At 30.8% G+C, this 26,861-nt stretch carries 34 protein-coding genes and 1 pseudogene; 20 read left to right on the forward strand and 15 right to left on the reverse strand.

The features are described 5' to 3' along the window. The first annotated feature begins 98 nt into the window (after nt 1-98). A complete protein-coding gene (locus G9F70_RS26650) occupies nt 99-971 on the forward strand; it encodes a DUF2268 domain-containing putative Zn-dependent protease (protein WP_164947950.1) in 873 nt (290 codons plus the stop codon). Nucleotides 972-1,250: 279 nt separating this feature from the next. Here the strand turns inward: G9F70_RS26650 and G9F70_RS26655 are convergent, their stop codons facing one another. Then, the gene (locus tag G9F70_RS26655; RefSeq protein WP_164947951.1) at nt 1,251-1,409 is read right to left on the reverse strand and encodes a hypothetical protein; all 159 of its coding nucleotides are present in this window, start codon (nt 1,407-1,409) and stop codon (nt 1,251-1,253) included. Between the two features lie 117 nt (nt 1,410-1,526). Further along, nucleotides 1,527-2,177, reverse strand: coding sequence for a hypothetical protein (locus tag G9F70_RS26660; RefSeq protein ID WP_164947952.1), 651 nt, complete (start codon nt 2,175-2,177; stop codon nt 1,527-1,529). 260 nt (nt 2,178-2,437) lie between these two features. On the opposite strand from G9F70_RS26660, the gene G9F70_RS26665 reads away from it, so the two are divergent. Further along, complete coding sequence (locus G9F70_RS26665) at nt 2,438-3,091, forward strand: 2-phosphoglycerate kinase (RefSeq protein ID WP_224617984.1); 654 nt, start codon at nt 2,438-2,440, stop codon at nt 3,089-3,091. A gap of 205 nt (nt 3,092-3,296) precedes the next feature. On the opposite strand, the gene G9F70_RS26670 is transcribed toward G9F70_RS26665, so the two are convergent. Further along, nucleotides 3,297-4,037, reverse strand: coding sequence for a permease prefix domain 1-containing protein (locus G9F70_RS26670; protein ID WP_164947953.1), 741 nt, complete (start codon nt 4,035-4,037; stop codon nt 3,297-3,299). 3 nt (nt 4,038-4,040) lie between these two features. Next, nucleotides 4,041-4,373, reverse strand: coding sequence for a PadR family transcriptional regulator (locus G9F70_RS26675; RefSeq protein WP_164947954.1), 333 nt, complete (start codon nt 4,371-4,373; stop codon nt 4,041-4,043). Nucleotides 4,374-4,544: 171 nt separating this feature from the next. On the opposite strand from G9F70_RS26675, the gene G9F70_RS26680 reads away from it, so the two are divergent. From G9F70_RS26680 to G9F70_RS26720, 9 genes are all read left to right on the forward strand, one after another. Next, a complete protein-coding gene (locus tag G9F70_RS26680; RefSeq protein ID WP_164947963.1) occupies nt 4,545-4,763 on the forward strand; it encodes a class I SAM-dependent methyltransferase in 219 nt (72 codons plus the stop codon). An 84-nt stretch (nt 4,764-4,847) separates the two neighbouring features. Then, nucleotides 4,848-5,135 carry a hypothetical protein gene (locus G9F70_RS26685; protein WP_224617986.1) on the forward strand — a complete coding sequence of 96 codons (288 nt, stop codon included), beginning with the start codon at nt 4,848-4,850 and terminating at the stop codon, nt 5,133-5,135. 12 nt (nt 5,136-5,147) lie between these two features. Beyond that, on the forward strand, nt 5,148-7,205 hold the full coding sequence (locus G9F70_RS26690; protein ID WP_164947956.1) for a hypothetical protein: 2,058 nt from the start codon (nt 5,148-5,150) through the stop codon (nt 7,203-7,205). A gap of 140 nt (nt 7,206-7,345) precedes the next feature. Continuing rightward, on the forward strand, nt 7,346-8,110 hold the full coding sequence (locus G9F70_RS26695; RefSeq protein ID WP_164947957.1) for a hypothetical protein: 765 nt from the start codon (nt 7,346-7,348) through the stop codon (nt 8,108-8,110). Between the two features lie 417 nt (nt 8,111-8,527). Next, the gene (locus G9F70_RS26700; protein ID WP_164947958.1) at nt 8,528-9,037 is read left to right on the forward strand and encodes a 2'-5' RNA ligase family protein; all 510 of its coding nucleotides are present in this window, start codon (nt 8,528-8,530) and stop codon (nt 9,035-9,037) included. A 482-nt stretch (nt 9,038-9,519) separates the two neighbouring features. After that, nucleotides 9,520-10,050 carry a GrpB family protein gene (locus tag G9F70_RS26705; protein ID WP_164947959.1) on the forward strand — a complete coding sequence of 177 codons (531 nt, stop codon included), beginning with the start codon at nt 9,520-9,522 and terminating at the stop codon, nt 10,048-10,050. Nucleotides 10,051-10,493: 443 nt separating this feature from the next. Then, complete coding sequence (locus G9F70_RS26710) at nt 10,494-11,093, forward strand: CPCC family cysteine-rich protein (RefSeq protein ID WP_164947960.1); 600 nt, start codon at nt 10,494-10,496, stop codon at nt 11,091-11,093. 517 nt (nt 11,094-11,610) lie between these two features. Next, on the forward strand, nt 11,611-11,868 hold the full coding sequence (locus G9F70_RS26715) for a hypothetical protein (RefSeq protein ID WP_164947961.1): 258 nt from the start codon (nt 11,611-11,613) through the stop codon (nt 11,866-11,868). A 406-nt stretch (nt 11,869-12,274) separates the two neighbouring features. Beyond that, nucleotides 12,275-13,015, forward strand: coding sequence for a replication initiation protein (locus G9F70_RS26720; protein ID WP_164947962.1), 741 nt, complete (start codon nt 12,275-12,277; stop codon nt 13,013-13,015). A 5-nt stretch (nt 13,016-13,020) separates the two neighbouring features. Here G9F70_RS26720 and G9F70_RS26725 read toward each other — a convergent pair whose 3' ends face one another. Both G9F70_RS26725 and G9F70_RS26730 read right to left on the reverse strand, forming a co-directional pair. Then, nucleotides 13,021-13,275, reverse strand: a complete 255-nt coding sequence (locus G9F70_RS26725) for a hypothetical protein (protein ID WP_224617360.1) — start codon at nt 13,273-13,275, stop codon at nt 13,021-13,023. Then, nucleotides 13,244-14,467, reverse strand: a complete 1,224-nt coding sequence (locus G9F70_RS26730) for a transposase (protein ID WP_224617359.1) — start codon at nt 14,465-14,467, stop codon at nt 13,244-13,246. Before G9F70_RS26730 ends, G9F70_RS26725 begins: the two co-directional genes overlap by 32 nt. Before the next feature lie 124 nt (nt 14,468-14,591). Between G9F70_RS26730 and G9F70_RS26735 the strand changes: the two genes are divergently transcribed. Together G9F70_RS26735 and G9F70_RS26740 are read left to right on the forward strand one after the other, a co-directional pair. Continuing rightward, nucleotides 14,592-15,074 carry a hypothetical protein gene (locus tag G9F70_RS26735; protein WP_164948113.1) on the forward strand — a complete coding sequence of 161 codons (483 nt, stop codon included), beginning with the start codon at nt 14,592-14,594 and terminating at the stop codon, nt 15,072-15,074. 404 nt (nt 15,075-15,478) lie between these two features. Next, nucleotides 15,479-15,802, forward strand: a pseudogene (locus G9F70_RS26740) (flavin reductase family protein); the annotation flags it as partial. A 95-nt stretch (nt 15,803-15,897) separates the two neighbouring features. On the opposite strand, the gene tnpC reads toward G9F70_RS26740, so the two are convergent. The 3 genes from tnpC to tnpA form a co-directional block, all read right to left on the reverse strand. Further along, nucleotides 15,898-17,526, reverse strand: a complete 1,629-nt coding sequence (tnpC, locus tag G9F70_RS26745; protein ID WP_164948087.1) for an IS66 family transposase — start codon at nt 17,524-17,526, stop codon at nt 15,898-15,900. A gap of 88 nt (nt 17,527-17,614) precedes the next feature. After that, on the reverse strand, nt 17,615-17,965 hold the full coding sequence (gene tnpB, locus G9F70_RS26750; RefSeq protein ID WP_164948086.1) for an IS66 family insertion sequence element accessory protein TnpB: 351 nt from the start codon (nt 17,963-17,965) through the stop codon (nt 17,615-17,617). Next, nucleotides 17,959-18,285 carry an IS66 family insertion sequence element accessory protein TnpA gene (tnpA, locus tag G9F70_RS26755; protein WP_164948085.1) on the reverse strand — a complete coding sequence of 109 codons (327 nt, stop codon included), beginning with the start codon at nt 18,283-18,285 and terminating at the stop codon, nt 17,959-17,961. Before tnpA ends, tnpB begins: the two co-directional genes overlap by 7 nt. Nucleotides 18,286-18,384: 99 nt before the next feature. Here tnpA and G9F70_RS26760 point away from each other — a divergent pair, with 99 nt between their 5' ends. Together G9F70_RS26760 and G9F70_RS26765 are read left to right on the forward strand one after the other, a co-directional pair. Continuing rightward, nucleotides 18,385-18,546: a RidA family protein gene (locus tag G9F70_RS26760; protein WP_224617987.1), complete on the forward strand. Its 162-nt coding sequence runs from the start codon at nt 18,385-18,387 to the stop codon at nt 18,544-18,546. 410 nt (nt 18,547-18,956) lie between these two features. Further along, nucleotides 18,957-19,856 carry an AraC family transcriptional regulator gene (locus G9F70_RS26765; protein WP_164948099.1) on the forward strand — a complete coding sequence of 300 codons (900 nt, stop codon included), beginning with the start codon at nt 18,957-18,959 and terminating at the stop codon, nt 19,854-19,856. A gap of 411 nt (nt 19,857-20,267) precedes the next feature. Here G9F70_RS26765 and G9F70_RS26770 read toward each other — a convergent pair whose 3' ends face one another. The 4 genes from G9F70_RS26770 to G9F70_RS26785 all read right to left on the reverse strand — a co-directional run bounded on the left by G9F70_RS26770 (nt 20,268) and on the right by G9F70_RS26785 (nt 23,464). Continuing rightward, nucleotides 20,268-21,461, reverse strand: coding sequence for an IS91 family transposase (locus G9F70_RS26770; protein WP_224617502.1), 1,194 nt, complete (start codon nt 21,459-21,461; stop codon nt 20,268-20,270). Then, nucleotides 21,454-22,302: a site-specific integrase gene (locus tag G9F70_RS26775; RefSeq protein ID WP_224617511.1), complete on the reverse strand. Its 849-nt coding sequence runs from the start codon at nt 22,300-22,302 to the stop codon at nt 21,454-21,456. Before G9F70_RS26775 ends, G9F70_RS26770 begins: the two co-directional genes overlap by 8 nt. Nucleotides 22,303-22,579: 277 nt before the next feature. Beyond that, nucleotides 22,580-22,747: a hypothetical protein gene (locus tag G9F70_RS26780; protein ID WP_164947571.1), complete on the reverse strand. Its 168-nt coding sequence runs from the start codon at nt 22,745-22,747 to the stop codon at nt 22,580-22,582. Between the two features lie 117 nt (nt 22,748-22,864). Then, on the reverse strand, nt 22,865-23,464 hold the full coding sequence (locus tag G9F70_RS26785) for a hypothetical protein (protein ID WP_224617996.1): 600 nt from the start codon (nt 23,462-23,464) through the stop codon (nt 22,865-22,867). 224 nt (nt 23,465-23,688) lie between these two features. On the opposite strand from G9F70_RS26785, the gene G9F70_RS26790 reads away from it, so the two are divergent. Next, a complete protein-coding gene (locus G9F70_RS26790) occupies nt 23,689-24,033 on the forward strand; it encodes a hypothetical protein (RefSeq protein WP_224617997.1) in 345 nt (114 codons plus the stop codon). Nucleotides 24,034-24,223: 190 nt separating this feature from the next. Here the strand turns inward: G9F70_RS26790 and G9F70_RS26795 are convergent, their stop codons facing one another. Then, a complete protein-coding gene (locus G9F70_RS26795) occupies nt 24,224-24,964 on the reverse strand; it encodes a permease prefix domain 1-containing protein (protein WP_224617998.1) in 741 nt (246 codons plus the stop codon). Between the two features lie 3 nt (nt 24,965-24,967). Further along, the gene (locus G9F70_RS26800) at nt 24,968-25,300 is read right to left on the reverse strand and encodes a PadR family transcriptional regulator (RefSeq protein WP_164947954.1); all 333 of its coding nucleotides are present in this window, start codon (nt 25,298-25,300) and stop codon (nt 24,968-24,970) included. 274 nt (nt 25,301-25,574) lie between these two features. Between G9F70_RS26800 and G9F70_RS27410 the strand changes: the two genes are divergently transcribed. The 4 genes from G9F70_RS27410 to G9F70_RS26815 all read left to right on the forward strand — a co-directional run. Beyond that, on the forward strand, nt 25,575-25,769 hold the full coding sequence (locus G9F70_RS27410) for a hypothetical protein (protein ID WP_318011030.1): 195 nt from the start codon (nt 25,575-25,577) through the stop codon (nt 25,767-25,769). Then, nucleotides 25,675-26,037 carry a hypothetical protein gene (locus tag G9F70_RS26810; protein ID WP_224617999.1) on the forward strand — a complete coding sequence of 121 codons (363 nt, stop codon included), beginning with the start codon at nt 25,675-25,677 and terminating at the stop codon, nt 26,035-26,037. The genes G9F70_RS27410 and G9F70_RS26810 overlap by 95 nt, the downstream gene beginning before the upstream one ends. Nucleotides 26,038-26,152: 115 nt before the next feature. Next, nucleotides 26,153-26,275 carry a hypothetical protein gene (locus tag G9F70_RS27210; protein ID WP_263577391.1) on the forward strand — a complete coding sequence of 41 codons (123 nt, stop codon included), beginning with the start codon at nt 26,153-26,155 and terminating at the stop codon, nt 26,273-26,275. A gap of 140 nt (nt 26,276-26,415) precedes the next feature. Beyond that, nucleotides 26,416-26,861 (forward strand): hypothetical protein (locus G9F70_RS26815; protein ID WP_224618000.1); only part of this gene is annotated, 446 nt, incomplete at its 3' end.

A 26,861-nucleotide genomic window follows, 5' to 3' on the forward strand; every position in this document is an offset into this window, starting at 1 on the left:
CTTAATTAAGAGCGGAGGAAATGCTGTGTTTAGTTAATAGTATCTTCACTGGAAAAAGAATTTTGGGAATAGTTTTAAAATTGGAAGGAGCATAGAGAATGATAGTAAATATAAGAGATATTTCAAATATGTTTTGTAATTTTTGGGAAAAGGCGCACATTTTAAACTTTGAAGAGCAGAAATTAATGTGGAAGCAGTTGTACGAGACACCTAATAAAGATATATTTGAACATTTTGATTGTATATTCAAATTAAGCAATAAGAATTATAGTATGGATAATGATTTAAAGGAATGTTTCAAAAGGTATCCTGGACATTATGATAATATAAAAGTCCTAAGTAATGTTATCGAACGATACATAAATAAAATTTGCAAAAAATGTAGTGAAGTATTTATCATAAATGATTTAGAACTTAATTTCATAATAATGGTTGGACAATTTCATGCTAATGCATTCGTTACCCCATTCAATGGTACATCCTCTTTTTATTTTCTAGAGCAGATGCCAGAAGAAAGGTACTTAGATATCCTATTAGCTCACGAAATAACACATCTATTTCAATTTTCTCAGTTATGCAAAGAAGAATATGAACCAACAATAGCTGAGCATATATTTATGGATGGTTTAGCTTGTTTTGTTTCAGGTATAATATGTCCAGGATTCGCTAAAGCTGAATATTTATGCTTTAATTCTGAGAGTGAACAATGGTTACTTGACTGTGGAAAATACTTGCCGAATCTTAAAACAGAGATTATTAGTAAAATTGAAAGTACAGACTATTTTTACTTTATGAAATACTTTACTGGAGATAGTGAATATAACTCTGGAATTCCGAAACGAATAGGATATGCACTTGGTTACGATGTAATAGCATATTTAAATAAATCATATTCACTTGATGAGCTGATATTGTGGAATTCAGATAGAATAAATAAAGAGGTAAAGGATGCAATATTAAATATATTGTAGATATTAAAATGTAGCAATTATATAAGGAAATTTATAATGTTTTTAATAATTCCATTATTGAGTATCAACTGTTTAACTAGTACAAAAACACATCACATCCACTAACAAAACATTCCAGTTTGCCCTGGCTTGGCGAAGCATCCAAATCCAGACGTTACGACGCAATGTCCTTATATTGTGACACAACTGTAAAAAATGACGAATTAAATGTTTTGAGGCTTTGCTATTTTTAATTGCCTGCATTGGATTTTAAAGCGTAACTATAAAGATTTTCATATTTTAAAATCCATTTTTTGACAGTATTGATTTATAATAGCAATAAGTAACCATTAAATCATCACCTGCGCAGCTGTTTATCTTCTTCGAAGCTGCAATATTAACGATTTCAGAAGGAGCTTTCCCCCCTTGTAGACCTCTGGAGCAGATAACAATTCTCAATTGTTATCCCCCCACTGAAGTTTTCTTTTTGTTATAGCATGTAACTCCCACTTATAGAAGTAGGATACTTTCCTTCTGAAATGTCGTTAAAACCTCAATAACCATGCTCTTGTGGTTTTAATGGTTACTTAAATACAGAATTAAATAATCTAACTCATAACCATCAGGTGTTGCAAGCTGTAATAATTTTTTAGAATTAGGGAAATCTTTTGTATCAAAATCTACTATAGTTAATCCCTTTCTCAATGGCTCTCCGGAAACAAGAATTTGATTTTTGTAATGCTTTATAGATGTAATATTAAAATTAAAAACAATAAGCCTTACAACATAAGGATATTTAATTGTAAAAGCATATTCATGGATAGGAGAAGGACCACCAGTGCCACCTGGCAGGGCTAAATTACTTGAAAGATCATACCACCAAGATAGGCCTCCCTGGTAACTATAAACTATGTGTTGCTGATAAGCCATGTGTAATGGAACATAACTCCAGCGAAAAGAAGAACTATGCCAGGTAGGATCATAAGCAGGCCGTTGCCAATTTAAATCTTTGTAGACTGTTACAAAGGGAACCTTTATTCCATTCTTTTGTACTAATGATATAGGCCAAACTTTACTTTTAAATGTACTTATGTTCCTATCAGACAGCAATTCATAATCGTAAATAGTTTTTGGTTTTGAGGGTTCTAATAAATTTAACTTTTCCTCGCATGTAATAGGTGTATATTCATTTTTAGCAGATCCTGTTCTAGTATATTGAAAAAACATAAAAAAGAATAATAGAAATATACAAAAACGCTTTTTTTTAATGATCTCACTTCCCATCAACCTTAGTATGCTTCTAAAGTTGAGGTATAAATCAGTATATATATGGAAATTTATATTTAAAAACTACACAGGAGCCAAAAACAAGAAGCTGTTCGATAATTTTTTATTGTATAATGGGTTAATGAACATTCTTCATAAGTTGCGGTGCAACTGTAGAATATTGCGGTGTTAAGATATTTGATAAGAGGAAGGGGATAACAATGGTTATTTTAATTGGTGGGGTTAGTTGCACAGGAAAAACAGTGATGGCTCAAAATTTACTTGAAAAGTATAAGATTCCATATTTGTCGATAGACCATGTAAAAATGGGGTTGATTCGTGGAAGTAAATATTGTGATTTTTCTGTAACTGATGATGATGTTGAACTTTCATATAAACTGTGGCCAATAGTAAAGGGCATTATAATGACTAATATTGAGAATGGACAACACATCATTATTGAAGGGTGCTATTTACCGCCTACGCATATTAGGGATTTTGAGCCTGAATATTTAGAACAAATAATTCCTCTCTACATAGGCTTTTCAAAGGATTATCTTGAGAAACATTTTGATTCAGGAATTATTGATCATAGAAGTGAGATAGAACAAAAGGACTGTGATGATTATATGAACCGAGATAATTTTATTAGACTCCATTCTCAAATCAAAGAACTCTGTAGAACGAATAATGCGAAGTTTTTTGAAATCAATGATGATTATGTAGGAGAAATGACTAATGTATACAATTGGATTGATGAACAAGTAGAAGCAAAGTGGCAGTTGCATTTTTCAAGAGTACCATTGATGGTAAGCATTGAAACCACTGATAATAGTACGGATATAACACAAGCACGTACACGTTACCGTGAATAGGCACGAGTACGTTATTTGTACTTTGGACAAGTTTACTTACTGTTGCTGTATTTTAATTGGTTATTTTACTCCTGATCAGTGAGTAAGATTGTCCAAAGCTTTCTTAACCCCAGAGTCATACCATATAAAAATAACTTTCTACATTGTCATAGGCAGGCCTTTCAAAAATTAATAATATATGAATGTTCCGAAGCAACATCTTTAATCAGTGCCTAAATTTAATACGTAAATCAACCTTTATTAAAGCCCAAGCAATGATTGATATCAAGCAACAACCAAGCCAGACAAAGGATGAGATACCTATTTTTCTTAGATATCTAGGGGAACCGCCTTCATTAATGATACCTAAAATTATATTTTTGCTACCCTTCTCAGTGGTAATCTGCCTGCTGATAGCTCCAATACCACCACAAGCTCCACCTTGAAAATCACTGGGATATATGTATTCTATATTTTCCAACTTAAAATTATCATTAAGTGGACTAGCCATTGCTACATATACAAGCTTTTTTTTAGATTTATTAAATATTGTACTAATATCTTTATTTATAGAATCTATATTATCTTTTCTATATGAACTCATTATAGTAAAAATTTCATCATTTCTTGCCCCAATTTGTTTCCAATAAATATCGGTGCCAATTATAGAAACACAACCAGATATTATGGCTATTAAGAAAAATGCTCCTGCTATTATTAATGCTTTTTTTGCCTTCTTGTTCACAAACTTAAATATACCAATTAATTCATTTTCAATTTGATTTTCTTCACCAAATCTATTAATTGCAATGGAAATACTTTCTTCTTCAGATTTCCCTTCAGATTTTAACTCTTCTATCAATTGCAATAAATGATTTTTCATCTCATATTTTAATGCTTCAATTTCTTCTTTATTTCCACCTACATGTTTGTAGACTGAATTAACATACTTATTAATCTGTTCCATAAATTATACCCCCCTGTAAAATGTATCAATAATATTTTTAAAAAATATCCATTCAGATTTTTTATTGTTTAAATAATTCGTTCCTTCGGCTGTAATTTTGTAATATCTACGCCTTCCTCCACCACTTTCAGTATCATCCCAATATGGGGAAATTAGCTCGTTATTTTCAAGTCTTTTTAATACAACATACATTGTTCCTTCTTTAATCTCAAATGTTTCTTGACTTATATTTCTTATCCTTTTGGCAATGTCATATCCGTATAAATCTTCATCTACTAAAAGGCTCAATATTATACTTTCGATATATCCTTTTATCATCTCTTTATTTATTTCCAATTTTTCTCACCTCGTAATTACGTAATAGCATAAACTACTATATACTGTAAAGTAGTTTATGCTATATAATTTTACAATAAAAAAACACAGACTCATTAGTAGAATCGGGTGAATTAAAAATTCTTTGTATTCTATACAAAAAATAAATTTAGTTCATGTGATAATTTTCAAATCGTAAATGCTGATTTTGAAACATATGATTTTGGGCACTATCAATTCGATTTTGTTTATTCAGCCACAAAATTCCAGTGGATACCGGAGGAAATCAGCTTTCCAAAAGTTTATGATATATTAAAAAGCAATGGAACATTTGCGATGATGTTAACTCTAACAGATAAAAAAAGTGCTAATGAACCATTATATTTGAAAATACAAGAAATAAATAGCTAATAGCATTCAAATAAGCATGCAAATAATGTCTAAATAAATTGACAATAGCAATAATTGAATCTAAAATGTTGTTTATAGTAACTTATGGAAAGTGAGGTTTTTGTAATGAATTCTATTTCTGCAGCAGAACTTGAACGTCAGATATTTGAACTTGAAGAAATAAGAGTAGTTATCAGAACTAATAAAACTACACAGTATGATACCTATGATTACATACGTAAAGCAGCAAGTAATACCAGCATAACAGATTGGTACCTAACAAGATTAAAGCCTATCATTGGTGAGGATGAGGCTACAATAATTGATGGTAATGGGACTTCTCCCCACGGTAGGACAAACATTGAAACAGTTAGAAATAGTTACATACGATAAGGGGTGCTAAATATGAGTGATATAAACATATTATTAATGCAGCAAGAAGGATTACTCACAAAAATTAGAGAAATAGAAGCAACCTGTGAGGGTATTGATAACGAGGATAATGCAAAAATAATTTCTAAGCTCAATATAAAACATGCAAAGTTTTCAGCTGAAAAAATTAGTTTAAGTGTTAAGCTATCTAATTTAGAGGATGAGTTAAATAGAATCAGTGAAGAAATCAGAGGTTTATCAGGTGCAGGAGTAGATAGAATTCTGCAAGCAATAAAATCACAGCGTTGGTACTTTTTTAAGAATAAACCCAGGGTACTTATGGATAAAGATACAGGTATTCTATGGGCAAACCTAGATTATTTTGATTATGCTACAGTAAATAGATCTCATGAGGAAGCCTTAGAAATCACAAAAACCTTACAAATAGATGGTTATTCAAATTGGGACTTACCTACATATGATGAATTTAAGGATGCGGTATACACTAAAACATTTCCTTTAGGTAATAAAAAAAATTATACAATAAAAGATATGTATGGATTTCATTTAAATAAGGTCCCAGACGACAGTCACTCCATAAATTTAGCTGATTTAACTATGGGAAATTATAATGAGAAAATGGAACCGATTAATAAATCTATAATTACAATTGACTATAAAAACAATATATCCCCTAACAATCTTGTCTATACAGAAATAGAACGCTTACAATTTACACTTAACATTTTTGTAAGTAATGAGCTTTGGCCTCTATTTAATGATGATGAAATAACACATCTTTATAAAAAAATTTACTTTGAAAAACCAGCCCTACTAAGAGATTTAAATGAACTACAAGCGCAAATTGATAGCTTGCAACAGATAATCTTATTGTCTTCTACCTTTGATTATAATTCACTATTACTAAAATATGATATTAAGGCTATTGACAGCTCCATAATAAAATACCATAAGGCAGTAGTCTCTGTAATTGATGATTTTATGGACAAGCTCCATTATTACGAAGAAATAAAGAGTGAAATAATTCGTGACTTTAATGTGATCGGATTAAAGCTATCTAAAAAATATGATGAAAATCCTAATTTAAGTAAAGATGAAAATACACTCATTGAAAAAAGACAAATCTTTTTCAAAAACCATTTTGAACTTGGTATGAACTCTGTAAATGCTAAACTCCTTGCAATTAAAAGGCAAGCTCAGGATATAGAGGATAGACTTGAAGCGATAAATAGTGGAGATAATGGCCTGAAAGAACTTGCTATTTTGGAAAAAGAAGATCGTGCTAGCTTTAATTTTATAGTAGAAAATGCTGCAACTATTATAAAAAATGCTCTCCTTAAAATAGAGTACTTTGAGGAAAATAGAAAGTTTGCCAGCAGTGCGGTAACTCTTTGGTATAGTTGGAGCGAGGATTATAAGGTGTTTAAATCTACACTAAAAGATGACTTTAAAAATACTTGTGAGGATGACAATATAGAAAGTGAAATTTATAATGGTTGGTATGCTGATTGGCAAAAGAAACGCTTTGTTGTAGAAGAAAGATTTTTACCCCTCATTTCGCGTGGGTTAGATGGCAGTTTAATTGATGTTATGGACAATGAGACAACTGTGAGCGAAAAGGTTATTGCACTACTGCAAGAATATAAAGTTGGAATAGACAAGTTTTATCTTGAAGAAAGAAAACATATCTATCAAAAATTTGCTTTCCAAGCTGGCGGAGATTTGCAAGAAAAATTTGAAGCGGAAAGTGAACTTTACAAGCTTGTTTCAAAGTTACAAAAGGATTTACAAGGTATTATATTTTCTCTTGAAAAATCAGAAGATAGACTCTTTTTACTTAAATGGGCAGAAAAACTGTTAGATTTACAAGTAGACGATATACTTGATTTTGTAAAAAATAAAGAGTTATCAAAAATTTCACTTAATGTTTTAACAGAATTTACAGATTTGAAACGTAAAAATTTTGAAGTGTATATTTCGGATAGCAAAGCTTATAGCCAGGAACTTCAAAGGCGTGAAAAAGAGTATAACGCTCTTATCTTTAAGATGAGAAAAGAACTTATGAAATAGGTAAGCTAAAGGTTATAATTTAATAACTGTGAATATTTTGCTAATACATGCACATTGGTCAGATTTAGAAGTAAGCAGGTAGAGCATTATTCAATTGGCTTATAAATGCTGGTAAACTACCACGACATGGAGGGAAAGATATGGGATTATTAGGTACAATAGGTGGCGCAATTAAAAGTATCTTTGGTGGAGGCACTAGTGGAGGGGGTAGAAGTACATCCTCCACTTCCTCTGAACCAGATAAAGTTAAAGTGACTGAAATAGAGGCAGATACAAATTTACGTTTATCAGGTATGGAAAATGAACGTATAGTACTTATGAAAAACGCAAGACTTGAATTACTTGAATTTGAAACACAAAGCAATATTGCATTAGAGCAGGCAAAGGCAAAGGGTTTGAATTTTATGGCTCAAACAATTATTGCTATGCAAGACAGCTTAACTGAAGTAGCGGAAAAAAGATTGCAAATTATAGAAAAAGGTTCATTACAAATAATACGAGAAATAGACTCTTTTTATGATGAACTTGGAGATAAAATTAAGGCAGATGATGATATTTATAATACAGATAAACTACCCCAGCTATTATCTTTGCTTGAAAAATATGAAATAGGAACACCCTCCCATGACCTGTATAGGCGACGAATTGAAGATGATATGATGCTTCAAGCTAAACATTATACTATGCAAATTGATGTGGCATCAAAACGCCAAAGCCAAATTATAGCAGGATTTTTACAAAGCAAAGACCGCATTTTAGAGCAAACTGGGCAAAGCACTACTGAGATACTTAAAAACATTGCAAGCAGTTATGCACCAGTACGATCTTTAAATAGTGGAACCATTGACCAAGCGGTAATAGGTGAAAACAAAGTTAAGATGCTGAAAAGTGGTAATGTTTTATAATCCTAAATTCAACCACGGGCACGTACACGTAACTGTGTACATACACGAGTCCGACTACGGTAACGAACACATATATGGTCATGGGTACGGATTTGATGTTAAATAGTAATGAACAATTTGTAAGGTGTGTGTACATCTCATTCTGATACAAGGTTAAAAGATTTTAAAATTAGAGAAGTAATTTATATTTAATTATGTTAAATATTTGAAAAATTACATTGCTATGTTGTATAATTAAATACAAACACAATAGTATTTCATTATGCATTAGGATATATTATTCCTTTTATTCCTATGAATCTTTAATAGTATTCTTGACTTAATTTGTAAACTCAATGAAATATTTATTTTATTGCATAGGAAAAAATAAAAGATGAATGATTACAGAATTCTACGAATTACAAAGGAGTGATTTAATTGAAAAGGGCAGTAATTTTATTTCCAAAGTTTAATAACATTGATACTATTAACAATATAAGAGGAAAGTACGACCCACTTGCAAATTACATTGGACCTCATATTTCAATCGTTTTCCCATTTGAAAGTGATTTGACAATAAATGAATTAAAAGAGCATTTCAATAAGTCATTGAAAGGCATAAAAAAATTTAACATCATGCTTAATAACATTACAGGTGATTATAGAGATGGATATTTATTTCTTAATGTAAAGAAGGGGAATGATAATATTATTGAATTACATGATAAGTTATATAGTGGATTATTAGAAAAATTTATATTTAGAAAGGTAACATATTGTCCTCATTTAACTGTTGGCAGGGTGGTTGACCAGAAGGAATTTGATGGTGCAGTTGATGAATTAAATTGCCATAATGAAATTTATGAAACAGTAATTGATAAAGTATTTGTAGAAAATATTGGTTCGGATGAAAATTCAATAATTGAGTTTACATTTGATTTAGAATAAATTTTATAATGTTTATAAATTCGATAAAATATAGAATTTATTCTATGATTCTATCTCTTATTTTGCTTCCAAAAGTATTGTCTCTTTAATAATAAGATTTTTACAAATGGGTATATTTATTTTATAGAGTTCTCTTAGCTTGATGTCTATGTAGCGATACCCCTAGAAGATAAGATAAAAAAATAAATGTATTTCAACCACAAATAGTAAAAAAAAGCAAGATTCAGATGCATTTTTCAAGAGTACCATTGATAGTGAAAGCATTGAAAACACTGATAATAGTACATATATATTCACGGTCACGTACACGTTACCGTGAATATGCACGAGTACGTTATTTTTGCTTTGAATAAGTTTGCTGACTGCGACTCCAATTTACGATAATAATGCTATAATTAAATAAATGTTTTATGTCGTCTCAGTATAATATTGTGACAATGAGATTATTATTTATAGAGTACAAAAATTATGGAGGTATACATATGCAAGGCGTTGAGCGATATAAAGTCAGAGTATTAGCACATTGCGAAGAATGGAAAACAGAATTTGAAGATGCGAAAAAACAACTAATTAAAATTTTAGGAAATAATGTTGTTGATGTACAACACATGGGAAGTACCTCAATAAATGGAATTTATGCGAAGCCACTACTTGATATTGCAGTTGTTTTAAAATCTTTTGCAGAAATGAATGTAGAAGGAATGAAAAATGCAGGGTATAGCTATTGTGGTGCTCAAAATGAAGAAAAAGACAGGTATTTGTTTGTTTTAAGAGACGAAGGACAAATTTCATTAAGGCATATACATTGTTATGAACCTAATAATCTTGATTTTTATTATGTAACACATTTTAGAGACTATCTAAATTCACATGAAGAATATGCTAAAGAATATAGCAATTTAAAGAGGAAATTAGCCGAGAAGTATCCTGATGATAGAATTGCTTATACAAATGAAAAAGAAAAATTTGTAAAAATTATATATCAAAAGATAGATGCAGAGAGAGTGCAATAATGACAATGCAATTATGTCGCATTTTTCATAAACTACATCCTAAATAAATGTATAATTTTCCATAAAACATTACATTCATATTTTTGAATGAAGCCTTGATTTATATAGGTTGTTAAGCATTCAGTTAAATTTAACTAAGCAAATATAAAGTTGATTTTAACATATGGGGTAGCATACGCAAAAATGATATTTCCTACGCTAAGAAAAACACAATTCCATAAATTAAAACATTTTAATGGATAAGTTTGTAAATTAGATTGTTTTTATAAATTTCAAGTTTTAAATTCTTATGTAATCATGTAGTCTTTTGACTAAGAGCATAGGTTTATTTTTATATCCAATTTACGGTAATAATAGTACAATTAAATAAATATGAAACCTCATCAAGCAACATCATATTATGATGAAATTTATATTTGAAAATAGCTAATAGGAGATTTTATATGAATAATTTTTTATATGCATGTCCTTGTTGTGGATATAAGACACTATCAGAAAAACCCCCAGGTACTTATGAAATTTGTAGAGTATGTTATTGGGAAGATGATGGACTCCAATATGGTGACCCAGATTGTGAAGGGGGTGCTAATCAAGAATCATTAAGAGTTGCTCAAAAGAATTTTTCAAGTCAATTTGTTGATGAAAATGGTGAGGTTAAAAAATTCCCAAATTCAATAGATGGATATAATTATATAGGTGCAAAAGATGTCAGCAAAATTAGTCGTATGCCAATTTTTGAAATGATTAAAATTTTCATTGCAATAGAATATGATATTGCTAAGATTTTAGACATTTATACTGGAGTTTTGAAAGTAGATAATTCAAATTTCGTTTTTAGTTATGAAGATTTAAATCACTTTCTAACAAATGAAGAATTAAATAATTATTTTGTCTTAGCACAAAGAAATTATTACGAAAATTTTCCAAATGATGAAGGGAAATTTAATGAATTATTAAACTTAAACGATGAAGACGCAAAAATCAGAATGAAAGAAATCAAAACAATATTTGTTAATGAAGTAAGAAATAAATTTAGCAAATAAAATGTTATAGTGAACCAAAATAAAGAACATCTGAGCTTCAGATGTTCTTTCAGTTTTAAAATGTAAAACAATACATTAAATTAATCGGTAATATCTCTCCGTATCAAATACTTTTTACATTCTAATTTACAAAAATCATTAAACATTTTTGTATCTTTGACATTTAGTAGTCCAGAAACTGCAACTCCTAAATATATGACCATAATAATTATAAAAATGATTAGTAACGTTAAACTCACCTCCAAAATACTTGTATGATACAAGTATTTTATGTGCTAGTAAAAAAACAACATAATTATTGCACAATATTTGTATGACATAAATATTGTGCAATGATTATTAACAGCAGTTTAGATTAACTCTTTCAAATAATTTTTGAAAAATGTTTACAGCTATGTTCTTCATACCTCTATAAGTTATTCAAATTAACCCGTAACGTTACATATTTCATAGCGTATAATCATCTATCTCATCGCAACAACCTTTTAAATATTGTTGTGGGAAAAGGGTAGCGGATATGAAGTCCAAGAATTTAATACTCAGGAATGGAGTAAAAAAAACCATAGTGTGCAAATTTAAAAAGTATGACTATCTAGATCATAGCTTACTTGTCCATAGAAGGCTTTTAAGATTAAATAGGTACAAATCTATAATAACATGTAAAAACTACGAGGAGGCCTGCCAGAAGGGTTATAATTCTGGGTACTGCATGGATAATGAGTATTCCAAAAAATTTATAGCTCTAATTGAAGTAAATAAGAGATTTAAACAATAATGCTTTAGTTAATGGCCTAATTACCATAAGCGCAATAAAAAAGCTTCAGGGTATAATAGGAAAATCTATGTACTACCTATTGGGACCGGAAGTATTTATAATATACATATTTTTTTTCTGAAATAGTAAGGTATAATATTATTATATTAGTCTAAATTTATAAGTTATCCACAGATTTCTTAAACCACAACAAAAACCTCCTGTAGTAGTTTAAGAAGGTTTAAAAAAGTTTAAAAGAGTTTAAACAGTTTCTTTTCAATCGGAGGCTTGGTATGACTGGCATTGACTGGCGTGTCCACAACAAAAACCTACTAAACCACAACAAAAACCTACTAAACCACAACAAAAACCTACCTATTATCAGAAAATTATAACAATATATAATAAGCTTAGGAGGATTAAAGTAATGATAATAAAAGAAATTGTAAAAAGAGAAATTGTAAAGTCTAATAATCTAATTGAAGGTAGCTACAAACTAACAACGTCTGAGAATAGGTTAATAGACCTTGCATTATCAAATCTTGAAGTTGTCATGTTAGATAAAAATTTATCGGCTGAAGATGTAAAGTCACTTATAAAACAAAAGGATTTTGAATTGCTTTATGTGTATGTTTCTGATTACAAAAAAGAATATAATATTAAAAACAATACGATATACGCTGAGCTCGTAGAGACTGCAAATAGGCTATATAACAGGAATATTATATATTTTGAAAACAATGATTTAATTAAGAAAAGATGGGTTATAACCTGTAAGATAGCTGAAGACAGAAACGCAGTTGCGCTCCAGTTTCATCCCGATTTAATTTCAGATTTATTAGTCTTTAAAAGTGATTACACAAGATTCGATTTTGATGTTAAGAAATATATAAGAAGTTATTATGCTTGTAGAATATACGAGTTATTAAAGCAGTATCAAACATTTGGACAAAGAATCTTTGAAGTGGGACAACTCAGATTTTTGCTCGGGATAGAGGATACTGAATATCCTCAGTACTCTAATTTTAAACAAAGAATTTTAAAACCTGCTGTAATTCAGATTAACAAAGTTACAGACTTATATATCGAAATGGATGACAGCCTGTACAAAGTGAAGAACAAAATCTCCCTACGGTCGAGTAAAAACCCTTATGCCAAGCAAATATGATAATTTCATCGTCCTTTAATTATCATATTTGCATCACATTCTGGGCATAGAACAATAGGACTACCACTCTTCTTGTCAAATTCCTCAGGTGTATAACATTCAAACGCAACAAATTCTGGTACCTCTTCTTCATACCCACATTTCTTACATTTAAAAAGTATCATCTTATCGGGCCCCTCTGTTTGAAATGGTATCTCCCTTTCATCCATTTTAATTTTAAAAATCCTTTTAATACGTTCCCATATCATAAATATACCCATACTTTCTGTGCCAAATTTGGAATAACTCCATTAGCTGACCGCATTTTGAACATTTCCCTGGATCTTTAGAAAAATTAATAATCATTAATTCTCTATACTTCATTTTTCTTATTTCCTTTTTCCAATTTATTTTTAATGTGTACTGAATTGCTTTAAGCCCACTTTTTATGTATTGCAATAAACCAAAACATTTTCTAATCTTTATACTTATACTTCCAGCATATACTCCATATAATCTAACCATTTTAAAATATTTAGGCGATATATGCATTAGTAACCTGCCTATAAACACTTGTGCCGTAACTGTTTCTTCTACTCTCTCATTAGTTTCATGACTCTTATACCAAAACGTTACATTTTTCCCATCATAGCTAAGTATTCTATATTCTGCTATCGCAGGTCTTGCTAAATATCTACCGATATATCTTGCTGCACCTCTTGCACTTTTCATTCTTGATTTGGCATTTATGTAAAATCCGTTAGGATAATCTTTGAACATTTTTAAGTACTCTGCTTTTTTATCTGGGTTTTTACTAACCATATAATTTATTAATTTGTACTGCCAAACTTTTCTAAAATATTTATAGTCAAAGAATTCCATATCCTTAACTTCATTATCCCTTGTTTTTATTTCTGGAACCAATGCATGCACATGTGGGTTAAACCCTATATTCCTTCCAAAAGTATGCACTACGCCAATCATTCCACTTTGCCAAAGCACTCCACCTTTTTTGCTTCTTTTCTTCTTTTTATATTCTTCTCTATTTTTATAGTTTACACCATTTGCAAACTCATTTATAACCTCATATACCATGTCTTGCAGGTCTTTCAGACTCTCTCTATTCCAAAAAAAATATTTTCTGTACTCAGTCGGTATCGTAAAAACACAATGCCTATGTGGAACATCCAAGATTTTACTTACTTGTTTCTCTACCCATTCGCTTATGTATTTTTTACCACATTTACTACAAAACCTACTTTTACATGTAAATCCTATTTTAAATACTTCCAGACATTTTAAACATATGTACGCAACAAAACCTAATGAAATATCTCCACATCCTATCATTTTCATTACTTCGATATTCATATGTTCTCTCATCTTTTCAGGATACTTTTCTTTATTCAATTTCCAAAACTTTGAATAATTATCTTCAAATATTTGTTTTATGGTAATCTTATTTTTTCTCATGATTTAATCATCTCATATTTATCTGATTTTTTCTATATATCTTTTAGCTAGAATGTTATCCACAGCGGCTTCCGCAAGCTGTTTCCTATATAAGTATAAAAAAGTTGAGAAGATAAAATTTAAAATGGTAAAACAATCAGTAAACTTCAAAGGTAGGGAACAGATAAGCTTCTTTGATAATCCCGAGGCAGTTCCCGCAAAATACAATGAATACAACGTTGTGAAAGAGTTCAGAGATCTTTTAGGAGTTACAATAAGTCCTAAACAAATTGATAAACTTGTTGAAAAGGCATCTATTTCAATTAAAGAAAATCAGTTGGAGGCATCTATAAGACAGTACATAAAAGAAAAGAAATTAGTAATAGATGAGTATGGTAAGAAAAATGAGATAAAGTCTTATTTAGGTGCTATGATGAGCGCAATAGAAGGAAACTGGACTTTGACATATAAAAAAGCTAAGGGTGGTTTTAATGATTATGAACAAAGAGAATATGATTTTGATGATTTAGAAAAAAAGCTGCTAGGATGGGATATTACCTGTGATGATAATGTTGATAAAGGTTCTCAAAGTACCTCATTTGGCGAGGTAGCCTCAGATAAAGAGTAACACAACAAAATCCTCGCATTTGTAGGACTCAATAATTTATACACAACAAAAACCTACCTATTCAGCCTCGGATTTGTATTTATTTGAATAGATGATGAAGTAAAAGGGTAGTTTTTTGTTATGTATGACTTGTTTTAATTTGAAAAGGTAGGTTTTTGTTGTGTTAAAATCAAAAAAAAAAGTAAGTTATTGTTATATATGATATAAAAGCGAGGAAACTGTTGTGGATAGAAATTTGTTGGATTTGTTATTTTTGAATTTCGTATATCTAATTTCTTCTAATTCATCTATAAAATAAAAAACTACGCACATTTACTTAGGGGCATAGACTATTTCTATGCTTTTTTCGATTTTTCTGTATAATTATTGTTGCAACAAATAAATAATTGAATTGGAGAAAGAATATGATAAAGAAAAAAATAGCAAATATCCCTTTTGGACCGTACATTACAGTTTTAGCAGGAGCGATGATCAATGGGAAACCAAACTATGCCACAATTGGTTCATATGGTGTTGCCAGTGAAAAACCTGTATTGTATATTTAATTGAAAATTTCTCACTATACAACTTCAGGTGTAGTGGAAAGTGTTTTTTTTAGTGTGAACATACCATCCTCGGAAGCTATTGAAAAAACTGATTTATGTGGGTGTGTATCTGGTAATAAAGTAGATAAATCAAATATTTTTGATTTTACAATGTTTATTGGAGAGATCGTTGCAGCATATGCGTAAGCGTCAAAAATTCTCCGTATGTATTTTCAGGAAATTCTTTGATAAACTAAATCCAGTAGTAAGCAGCAAGTGCTTTTCTACTGGATTTTATTTTAATCTTTTTTGCCATGAAGATTCCTATTTTGAAGTTTTACGGTTTCAGGTAATTCCTTGGACCAAGGCATGTATTTTAATAGCGTATTGTTATCCTTGTTTTCTAAATTACACAACACATCCATTAAATACACTAAATACTTTTCTACCACTAACCCATTTGCCTTAGCCGTTTCTACTACGCTATATATTGTTGCACTTGCTCTTGCTCCCTTAGGAGTATTACACATAAGCCAGTTTTTTCTACCAATAACGAAAGGTTTTATTGATCTTTCGGATGCATTATTATCGATTTCTAAGGATCCATCAGTTAAAAAAATTCTGAAGCTCGGTAATAGCTTTCGGCTATATTCTAAGGCTGCGCCCAATGGACTTCTTGGCAATGCACTATTTATTTCTATATCCACATACTTTATAAATTCTTCAATAATTGGTGTTGATTTTTCAAGTCTTGTTTCATAGCGCTTTTCGTAGTAATCATCTTCACCAGCATAGTTCTCTCTTAAATCTTTTTCGATTTTATAAAGTTGCTCGCAAAAATTAAACCCTATAACTGCTCGAGAATTTTTTAGGGCTTCTTTATCTAGCTTTGTAACTATATCAAAGTATTTTCTCCTAATATGAGCCAAACAGTACAGCCTTTTTACATTCTCTACAGAATTATAGCCGGCGTAGCCATCTGTTTGGATTATCCCAGAAAATCCCTTTAAAAATCCTTTAGGGCAGGAGCTTGATCTTGTCTTTTGATAGTCATACAAAATAATTGGATCTTTATATTCACCAGTTTTGTATAACCACATATATTTTTTAGCCTTGGAATCTTCTCCTTTAGAGTCCACAACTACTACAGTGGTTTCATCAGCCTGGATATAATGGCTTTTTAATAGTTCTTCCTTCATCATGTCGTAGACAGGTTCAAACTCTTTTGCAGCACCGATTATCCAATTGGACAATGTTTGCCTAGAAAGATTTGCACCAAGCATATCAAAATACGTTTCCTGTCTATAAAGCGGTAGCGCATATTGATATTTAAGATTTATTACATGGCTTATTAATTCGTTAGATGCCATACTTTTATATAGCAAGCTGTTAGGCGCTTTTGTAGTAATTATATTTGCTTTACCTTCAGCTTCTTCACAGGATTTACAAGCGTAGCTATAGGTTACATGTTCCTCTATATATAGCTCTGCTGGTTTATATTTTAGAATTTCTTTTGATTTTGATCCTATAACAACAAATTGCCCATTGCACTTATCGCAATTAGCCTTATCCTCGTCCAATTTATGCTCGATAATTACTCTTTCCAAATTAGCTAGATTATCTTTCTTTCCTACATAAGAAGAGGCCTTTTTTCTCTTATATGTTATTTCTTCAATGGTTGGCTCCGCCACTTTTGAATCACAAAACTTTTCTGCTTCGTCAAAAAGAGATATTTGGTTGCTATCCATCTGCTCGCTAGACTTACCGAATATTTTTTTATTCTTATTAAGAACTTGATTTTTTAAAAATGAAAGTTCATTTTTAAGCTCTCTAATTTCTTTATCCTTTAATTCTATCTCTTTTTCCATCTTAGAAATTATGTTTTTTGTTTTATAATCTAATTGTTCTTCAATATTTAAGTCATTCATTTCAATTACCTCTTCTAAAGTTTTTATACTTATATTATAGCAGAAAACCCTTGATTTATCAAGGGTCAAGAGGTTTTTTTATGTGGTTTTAATAGTAGTTTTTTTCCTTAATCGGCTTGAATTTTGAGGTTGTTCTTACCTCATAACCTTTTAGTAGCCAACCTAGTTCTTCTATATTTACTTTTAAGGCTTCCGCCTTTGTCATTGGCCATTTAAACCTACTTTTTTCTAATCTATAATAATATAACCAAAATCCATTATCAAAATGTAGTATTTTAAGCTTATTCATTTGTTTATTGCAAAACACAAATAATGCTTTTTCAAAGGGGTCTAATTTTAAGTCTGTTTGTACTACCATTGATAATCCATCTATGCTTCTTCTTAAATCTGTTACGCCGCAAGCTAAATATACAGTGTTAACCTTATCAATATTTAGCATGATTTACTTAGTTCCTTAAGTATATTTGATAATAGTTCTAGTTCATTTGCAGGTATAAATATATTAATTTTACCGATCTCGATTCTTATATCACTACATCCTTTTACACTTTTGTTTACTGCTTTGGGGTTGGATTTTTCATTATTAATTGCTATAGCATGAAATGTTGGCTTATTTGATTGTTTAAATTTATTTTTATAATAGTAGAACTGACTCTTGCTAATATTATTTTCTTTACAAAAGCTGGTTACAGTCCCTTCATAAGAAGAAAACTTTTCTAAAAATCCTCTCCAGGTTATATCATTATTTTTTTTTGCCATTACAGATAACCTCCTATTCTTACTATCTGTAATTTTAGCAAAGGTAACTTTAACTATCTAGGCGTCAATTCTTTTACGCTTACGAAATCTGTAGTGCAAATGGATTGCTTATTTAGAGATATTAAAGATTTATCGTTTTTAGGAGAAATAATTAAGGAAAGATTTGAAGGAAAATATCCAGCAAGAAAGGCATATGAAACAAAGTTTATTAGAGCTGGAATTGACTTTCAGGTTGATGCAATAGCTTTCAGAGAGAATTAAATAAATTCCAATTTCTAGGATTAAATTGACATAATTTTAGACACAGTTATTTCGCATTTTTCTAAAAGTTTGTCATAAGCAATTGTAAAAATTACTAAAGAATTTAGATGAATTGGGCAGGTTGTGCCTATATCCATTATGGTAATAATGGGCAGTCGAAAAAATGAATACTTAATTGATGAGTGTAGTGAAAATGAATAACTTGAATATGGCGAACTAGTAATTAACAGCGAAGTAAAAATTATATATTGTAACAATAAAAAACTTAAGATAAGAAGAAAATAACAATGAAATTAAATTTGATGATTCTAAAAGAACTTTTTCATATAGGGGGAGTTCAAACTAAGTTGATTCTGACAAAACTTTTAGATGCCTGATATAGTATTATAATAATGGAAGGAGGGATTAACATGGATTCTCTGAGTATTATACTTGAAGCAACCCAATTTATACACAGCAAATATGACGAAAATATCTTAGTTGCTGACATATCTGAATATGTATATCTTTCACCATCTTATTTTTCGAAGGTGTTCAGGATACTGACAGGTTACACAGTGAAAGAATACGTTAATCGATATCGTTTATACCAAGCAGCAACGGCGCTTAAGGAAACTGACAATAGAATCATCGCTATCACCTTTGAAGCAGGATTTTCGTCACAGCAGTCATTTACTAAGAAATTCGTACAGCAATATAAAATTTCACCGGCGCGTTTCAGGAGGATAAATCCACTTATTGATCCTTTTCCTCCCAAAAATTTATTTATGGAAAGAGGTATAGCAATGGATTTAAAACAAAGTTTTGACAGTGTCCAATTTGTCACAAAAGAAAGCTTCTTGGTAGTAGGAATTGAGACTGACATTAATTACAATATAGGTACTGACAACATAGGAGGTTTGTATGACCGATGGAACAGCGAAAAATTGGTGGAACTAATTCCTAATCAAGTAAACTCCCCCGTAGAATATGGTATGACTCATGAGTCAGGAGAAGATGATACGGCCAAGTATATGATTGGCGTGGAAGTTTCCACACTTGACAGCTTGCCGACCGGTCTGATTGCTCGTAGATTCGACACCTGCGAATACGCAGTGTTTGATACCACTCTCGGCATGGAAACTAGCGGAGAATTCTGGAAATATTTTTACAAGACATGGTTACGCGAGCAAGGTCTGGAACAACCCCAAGCGGTTTATACCAAGAACAAAAATGTTTTCACAAAACTTCCTAGTTTTGAGGTATACGATGCTAATTTCAAAGACGAAACATCCAGGATTCAGATTTACGCACCTATTCTAAGAAAATAAGTATTTTTAACATTTAGAAAAGGAAGCAATCCCATAAGAGCCTTCAAGTGTCGAAGGTTCTTTTTTGTGTGTACTGAAATGTCGTTAAATGGTAAATTTATTGTATAATTATTAAAGAAGTTGTTTCGCAGTCTGTATAGGTTTGGATTCAGATGTTGAGCCGATAAAAACTATCACCATAAGTATATACTTAAATGATGATAGCCACTAAAACTGCTCAATTTCTGAAACAAGCAAAAGAACGATGCCGCGTTTCCACTACTATGGAGATTCAATCTTTCCCCTCTTTCTGAAATTTGCTTTAACACTAAGATTAATCACTTTAATTTCCATAAATGTATCTTAAACTCTTCTAAATTTTGATTATTTTCTAAAAATAGACGTACTTTCCCCCTCCCCAAAATAAACACTCTACGAGACGCTATTCCATTTTTTTTCACAAGGTGGAGAAAAATTTTGGCGATTCAACTTCTCTTTTATAATCATTTTACCTTTACCACAGCAAGAACATGTATTTATATCTATTCCTGTCATCTTTAAAAGAAGCTCCGCTGCACTTAACTTAACATCTGAATTTTCACCTTTACTTTGTACTGCACCTGTAAGTTCTTTGCACTTTTGAAGTTTAGTTGACCTATTTCTATTGCTTAATATCCCATAGTGTCTAATTTTTACAAATTTTCTTGGTAGAACATGCATGAGAAATCTTCTAATAAATTCATCTACCGCAAGAGTCATAAATTTTTCTTTATTATGGTCTTTATAATCTCTCCACTTAAATGTTACATATCCATTTTCTAAATTTACAATTCGATGATTAGATATCGCTACTCTATGAGTGTATCTGCCAAGGTATTCAAGTACGTACTCCGCACTCCCGAAAGGGGGTTTGCAGTATACAACCCATTCTTTTTTATATAACTTACCTACAAAGCTTTGGAATATGTGTTTTTCTGTTAATTCCTCAATTCCAGTAGTATATTTAAGAGCATTACTATAATAAGCTTTTTTAAGATAAAATAAGAATTTTCCTCTAAATATTCTTGATAAAACTTTCACTGGAATAAAAAAATTCTTTTTAGAATTTATCCATTTTGTACCATCAAAAGTTAAACCACCACTTGGAACTATACAATGCATGTGAGGGTGATTCATTAAGTTTTGACCCCACGTATGTAAAATTGACATAAATCCAATTTCGGCTCCTAAATATTTTTTATCTCTTGAAAGTTCAAATAATGTTTCTGAAACAGCATTAAAGAGGATAGAATACATTTCCTTTTGGTTTGTAAGAGTTATATAGTTAAGTTCTTGAGGTATAGTGAAAACTACATGAAAATACCCTACGGGTAATAAATCCTCTTTTCTTTTTTCAAGCCATCTTTCCTTTGCTAAAGTTTGGCATTTAGGACAATGTCTGTTTCGGCAGGAATTATAAGAAACTCTAATATGCCCACATTCATCACATTCATCTATATGACCACCAAGCTCTTCTGTTCTACAAGCTTCAATATCAATCATAGTTTTCAAAATGTGCAGCGGAAGCTGATGATTTCTCCTATATTCATCGCCATACTGATTAAATATATCTTGAATCTCAATCATCTTTTTCTCCTAAGAGCACATCCAATGGACTCTTTATATTAAGTAAATCCATTCTTCTAAGATGTAAATAAATAGTGGTAGTAGTTATTCTGGTATGTCCTAAAAGTCTTTGAATGTAGCAGATATCTGTACCAGCATCCAATAAGTGAGTTGCAAAGCTATGACGAAGCGTATGGACAGTTGCATGCTTAGTGATTTTAGTTTTTTTTATAGATTTCTCGAGCATTTTCTGAACACTACGTGGACTTATAGAATCTGTACGACCCTTTCCAGAAAATAAATATTCCGTAGGATGATATTTTATCCAATACTCTCTAAGGATTTCTAAATTTGCTTTTGACAACAATGAATATCTATCTTTTTTACCCTTGCCCTCTCTAATTAATATTTGCATGTTTTTACTATCAATATCCGTTATTTTTAAATTGCAAACTTCACTAACCCTTAAGCCTGCGGAGTAAACCGTCATGAGAATTGCCTTATGCTTAAGGTTTTCAGTAACATCAAAGATAGACTTAACCTCATCTGGGGATAATACAGCAGGTAATTTTGATGGTTCTTTCATCCTTGCGATTTTGTCCGAATTCCAGTATCTATTCAGAGTTTTAGTATAAAAAAATTTAAGGCTTGAATTAATATAATTAACTGTTCCTTCACTTAATTTCTTTATAATGATACAATAATGTAGATATTCACAAATTTCTTTTTCACCTAAATACTTTGGTGATTTGTTGTAAAATTTAGCAAAGTTACTAACGTGATTGATATAGCTTTTTATAGTCATTGGACTATAACCACTTAGTTCCATATCCATTTTCATTTTTTCTCTTAATTCTGACATAAATAATAACACTTCCTTATTTTTTATTTCGACAATAAAAGTTTATAGGAAGTGTGTATTATAATAAAGAAGTATCTTAGTAAATAGGATACTTCTTTATATTTTATTTATGTAAAAATTAAATTAAGCGCATTAGTACTCGTCTGCCACCGTTTTTAGCGGTTTAGTTCTATTCATATATTGTGACACAACTGTAAAAAATGACGAATTAAATGTTTTGAGGCTTTGCTATTTTTAATTGTCTGCATTGGATTTTAAAGCGTAACTATAAAGATTTTCATATTTTAAAATCCATTTTTTTTGACAGTATTGATTTATAATAGCAATAAGTAACCATTAAATCATCACCTGCGCAGCTGTTTATCTTCTTCGAATCTGCAATATTAACGATTTCAGACGGAGATTTACCCCCTTGTAGACCTCTGGAGCAGATAACAATTCTCAATTGTTATCCCCCCACTGAAGTTTTCTTTTTATTGTAGCATGTAACTCCCACTTATAGAAGTAGGATACTTTCCTTCTGAAATGTCGTTAAAACATCAATAACCATGCTCTTGTGGTTTTAATGGTTACTTAAATACAGAATTAAATAATCTAACTCATAACCATCAGGTGTTGCAAGCTGTAATAATTTTTTAGAATTAGGGAAATCTTTTGTATCAAAATCTACTATAGTTAATCCCTTTCTCAATGGCTCTCCGGAAACAAGAATTTGATTTTTGTAATGCTTTATAGATGTAATATTAAAATTAAAAACAATAAGCCTTACAACATAAGGATATTTAATTGTAAAAGCATATTCATGGATAGGAGAAGGACCACCAGTGCCACCTGGCAGGGCTAAATTACTTGAAAGATCATACCACCAAGATAGGCCTCCCTGGTAACTATAAACTATGTGTTGCTGATAAGCCATGTGTAATGGAACATAACTCCAGCGAAAAGAAGAACTATGCCAGGTAGGATCATAAGCAGGCCGTTGCCAATTTAAATCTTTGTAGACTGTTACAAAGGGAACCTTTATTCCATTCTTTTGTACTAATGATATAGGCCAAACTTTACTTTTAAATGTACTTATGTTCCTATCAGACAGCAATTCATAATCGTAAATAGTTTTTGGTTTTGAGGGTTCTAATAAATTTAACTTTTCCTCGCATGTCATAGGTGTATATTCATTTTTAGCATATCCTCTTCTAGTATATTGAAAAAACATAAAAAAGAATAATAGAAATATACAAAAACGCCTTTTTTTGATGATATCACTTCCCCTCAACATTAGTATGCTTATAAAGTTGAGGTATAAATCAGTATATATATGGAAATTTATATTTAAAAACTACACAGGAGCCAAAAACAAGAAGTTGTTCGATAATTTTTTATTGTATAATGGGGTTGATTCGTGGAAGTAAATATTGTGATTTTTCTGTAACTGATGATGATGTTGAACTTTCATATAAACTGTGGCCAATAGTAAAGGGCATTATAATGACTAATATTGAGAATGGACAACACATCATTATTGAAGAGTGCTATTTACCGCCTGCGCATATTAGGGATTTTGAGCCTGAATATTTAGAACAAAAGGACTGTTATGATTATATGAACCGAGATAATTTTATTAAACTCCATTCTCAAATCAAAGAACTCTGTAGAACGAATAATGCGAAGTTTTTTGAAATCAATAATGATTATGTAGGAGAAATGACTAATGTACACAATTGGATTGATTAACAAGTAGAAGCAAAGTGGCAGTTGCATTTTTCAACAGTACCATTGATGGTAAGCATTGAAACCACTGATAATAGTACGGATATAAACACAAGCACGTACACGTTACCGTGAATAGGCACGAGTACGTTATTTGTACTTTGGACAAGTTTACTTACTGTTGCGGTATTTTAATAGGTTATTTTACTCCTTATCAGTGCCTAAATTTAATACGTAAATCAACCTTTATTAAAGCCCAAGCAATGATTGATATCAAGCAACAACCAAGCCAGACAAAGGATGAGATACCTATTTTTCTTAGATATCTAGGGGAACCGCCTTCATTAATGATACCTAAAATTATATTTTTGCTACCCTTCTCAGTGGTAATCTGCCTGCTGATAGCTCCAATACCACCACAAGCTCCACCTTGAAAATCACTCGGATACATATATTCTATATTTTCCAACTTAAAATTATCATTAAGTGGACTAGCCATTGCTACATATACAAGCTTTTTTTTAGATTTATTAAATACTGTACTAATATCTTTATTTATAGAATCTATATTATCTTTACTATATGAACTCATTATAGTAAAAATTTCATCATTTCTTGCCTCAATTTGTTTCCAATAAATGTCGGTGCCGATTATAGAAACACAACCAGATATTATGGTTATTAAGAGAAAGGCTCCTGCTATTATTAATGCTTTTTTTGCCTTCTTGTTCACAAACTTAAATATACCAATTAATTCATTTTCAATTTGATTTTCTTCACCAAATCTATTAATTGCAATGGAAATACTTTCTTCTTCAGATTTCCCTTCAGATTTTAACTCTTCTATCAATTGCAATAAATGATTTTTCATCTCATATTTTAATGCTTCAATTTCTTCTTTATTTCCACCTACATGTTTGTAGACTGAATTAACATACTTATTAATCTGTTCCATAAATTATACCCCCCTGTAAAATGTATCAATAATATTTTTAAAAAATATCCATTCAGATTTTTTATTGTTTAAATAATTCGTTCCTTCGGCTGTAATTTTGTAATATCTACGCCTTCCTCCACCACTTTCAGTATCATCCCAATATGGGGAAATTAGCTCGTTATTTTCAAGTCTTTTTAATACAACATACATTGTTCCTTCTTTAATCTCAAATGTTTCTTGACTTATATTTCTTATCCTTTTGGCAATGTCATATCCGTATAAATCTTCATCTACTAAAAGGCTCAATATTATACTTTCGATATATCCTTTTATCATCTCTTTATTTATTTCCAATTTTTCTCACCTCATAATTACATAATAGCATAAACTACTATATAGTGTAAAGTAGTTTATGCTATATAATTTCACAATAAAAAAACACAGACTCATTACTAGAATGGCGTGAATTAAAAATTGTTTGTATACCATACAAATAAATAGTAATTTGACAAATGGAGACCCCATTATTGTGATGAACTTTTCGCCGATGTTATAGAATACTCAAAGCCGATTCTGGCAAAATAGCTCTTGAATTGCTCCCGGAACAGGTCAGGCTACCCAACCGATATTGAAAACAGGCTGTTCGTATTTGGCGATTGAACTTGGCGAAAATCTTGCAGAGTATACAAAAAATAAATTTAGTTCATATGATAATTTTCAAATTGTAGATGCTGATTTTGTTTATTCAGCCGCGACAATCCAGAAAACATATCTATCAAAAATTTGCTTTCCAAGCTGGCGGAGATTTACAAGAAAAATTTGAAGCAGAAAGTGAACTTTACAAGCTTGTTTCAAAGCTACAAAAGGATTTACAAGGTATTATATTTTCTCTTGAAAAATCAGAAGATAGACTTTTTTTACTTAAATGGGCAGAAAAACTGTTAGATTTACAAGTAGACGATATACTTGATTTTGTAAAAAATAAAGAGTTATCAAAAATTTCACTTAATGTTTTAACGACATTTCAGAAGGAAGTCTCCTACTTCTATAAGTTGGAGTCCTGTACTATAACAAAAAGAAAACTTCAGTGAGGGGATAACAATTGAGAATTGTTATCTGCTCCAGAGGTCTACAAGGGGGTAAATCTCCTTCTGAAGTCGTTAATATTGCAGCTTCGCAGAAGATGATTTAACAGAATTTACAGATTTGAAACGTAAGAATTTTGAAGTGTGTATTTCGGATAGCAAAGCTTATAGCGAGGAACTTCAAGGGCGTGAAAAAGAGTATAACGCTCTTATCTTTAAGATGAGAAAAGAACTTATGAAATAGGCGAGATAAAGGTTATAATTTAATAACTGTGAATATTTTGCTAATACATGCACATTGGGCAGATTTAGAAGTAAGCAGGTGGAGCATTATTCAATGGGATCATAAATGCTGGTAAACTACCACGACATGGAGGGAAATATATGGGATTATTAGGTACAATAGGTGGCACAATTAAAAGTATCTTTGGTGGAGGCACTAGTGGAGGAGGTAGAAGTACATCCTCCACTTCCTCTGAACCAGATAAAGTTAAAGTGGCTGAAATAGAGGCAGATACAAATTTAAGTTTAGCAGGTATGGAAAGTGAACGTATAGTACTTATGAAAAACGCAAGACTTGAATTACTTGAATTTGAAACACAAAGCAATATTGCATTAGAGCAGGCAAAGGGTTTGAATTTTATGGCTCAAACAATTATTGCTATGCAAGACAGATTAACTGAAGTAGCGGAAAAAAGATTGCAAATTATAGAAAAAGGTTCATTACAAATAATACGAGAAATAGACTCTTTTTATGATGAACTTGGAGATAAAATTAAGGCAGATGATGATATTTATAATACAGATAAACTACCCCAGCTATTATCTTT

The sequence above is a fragment of the Clostridium sp. FP1 genome (genome assembly GCF_011065975.2).
Lineage (GTDB): Bacteria > Bacillota > Clostridia > Clostridiales > Clostridiaceae > Clostridium_AD > Clostridium_AD tagluense.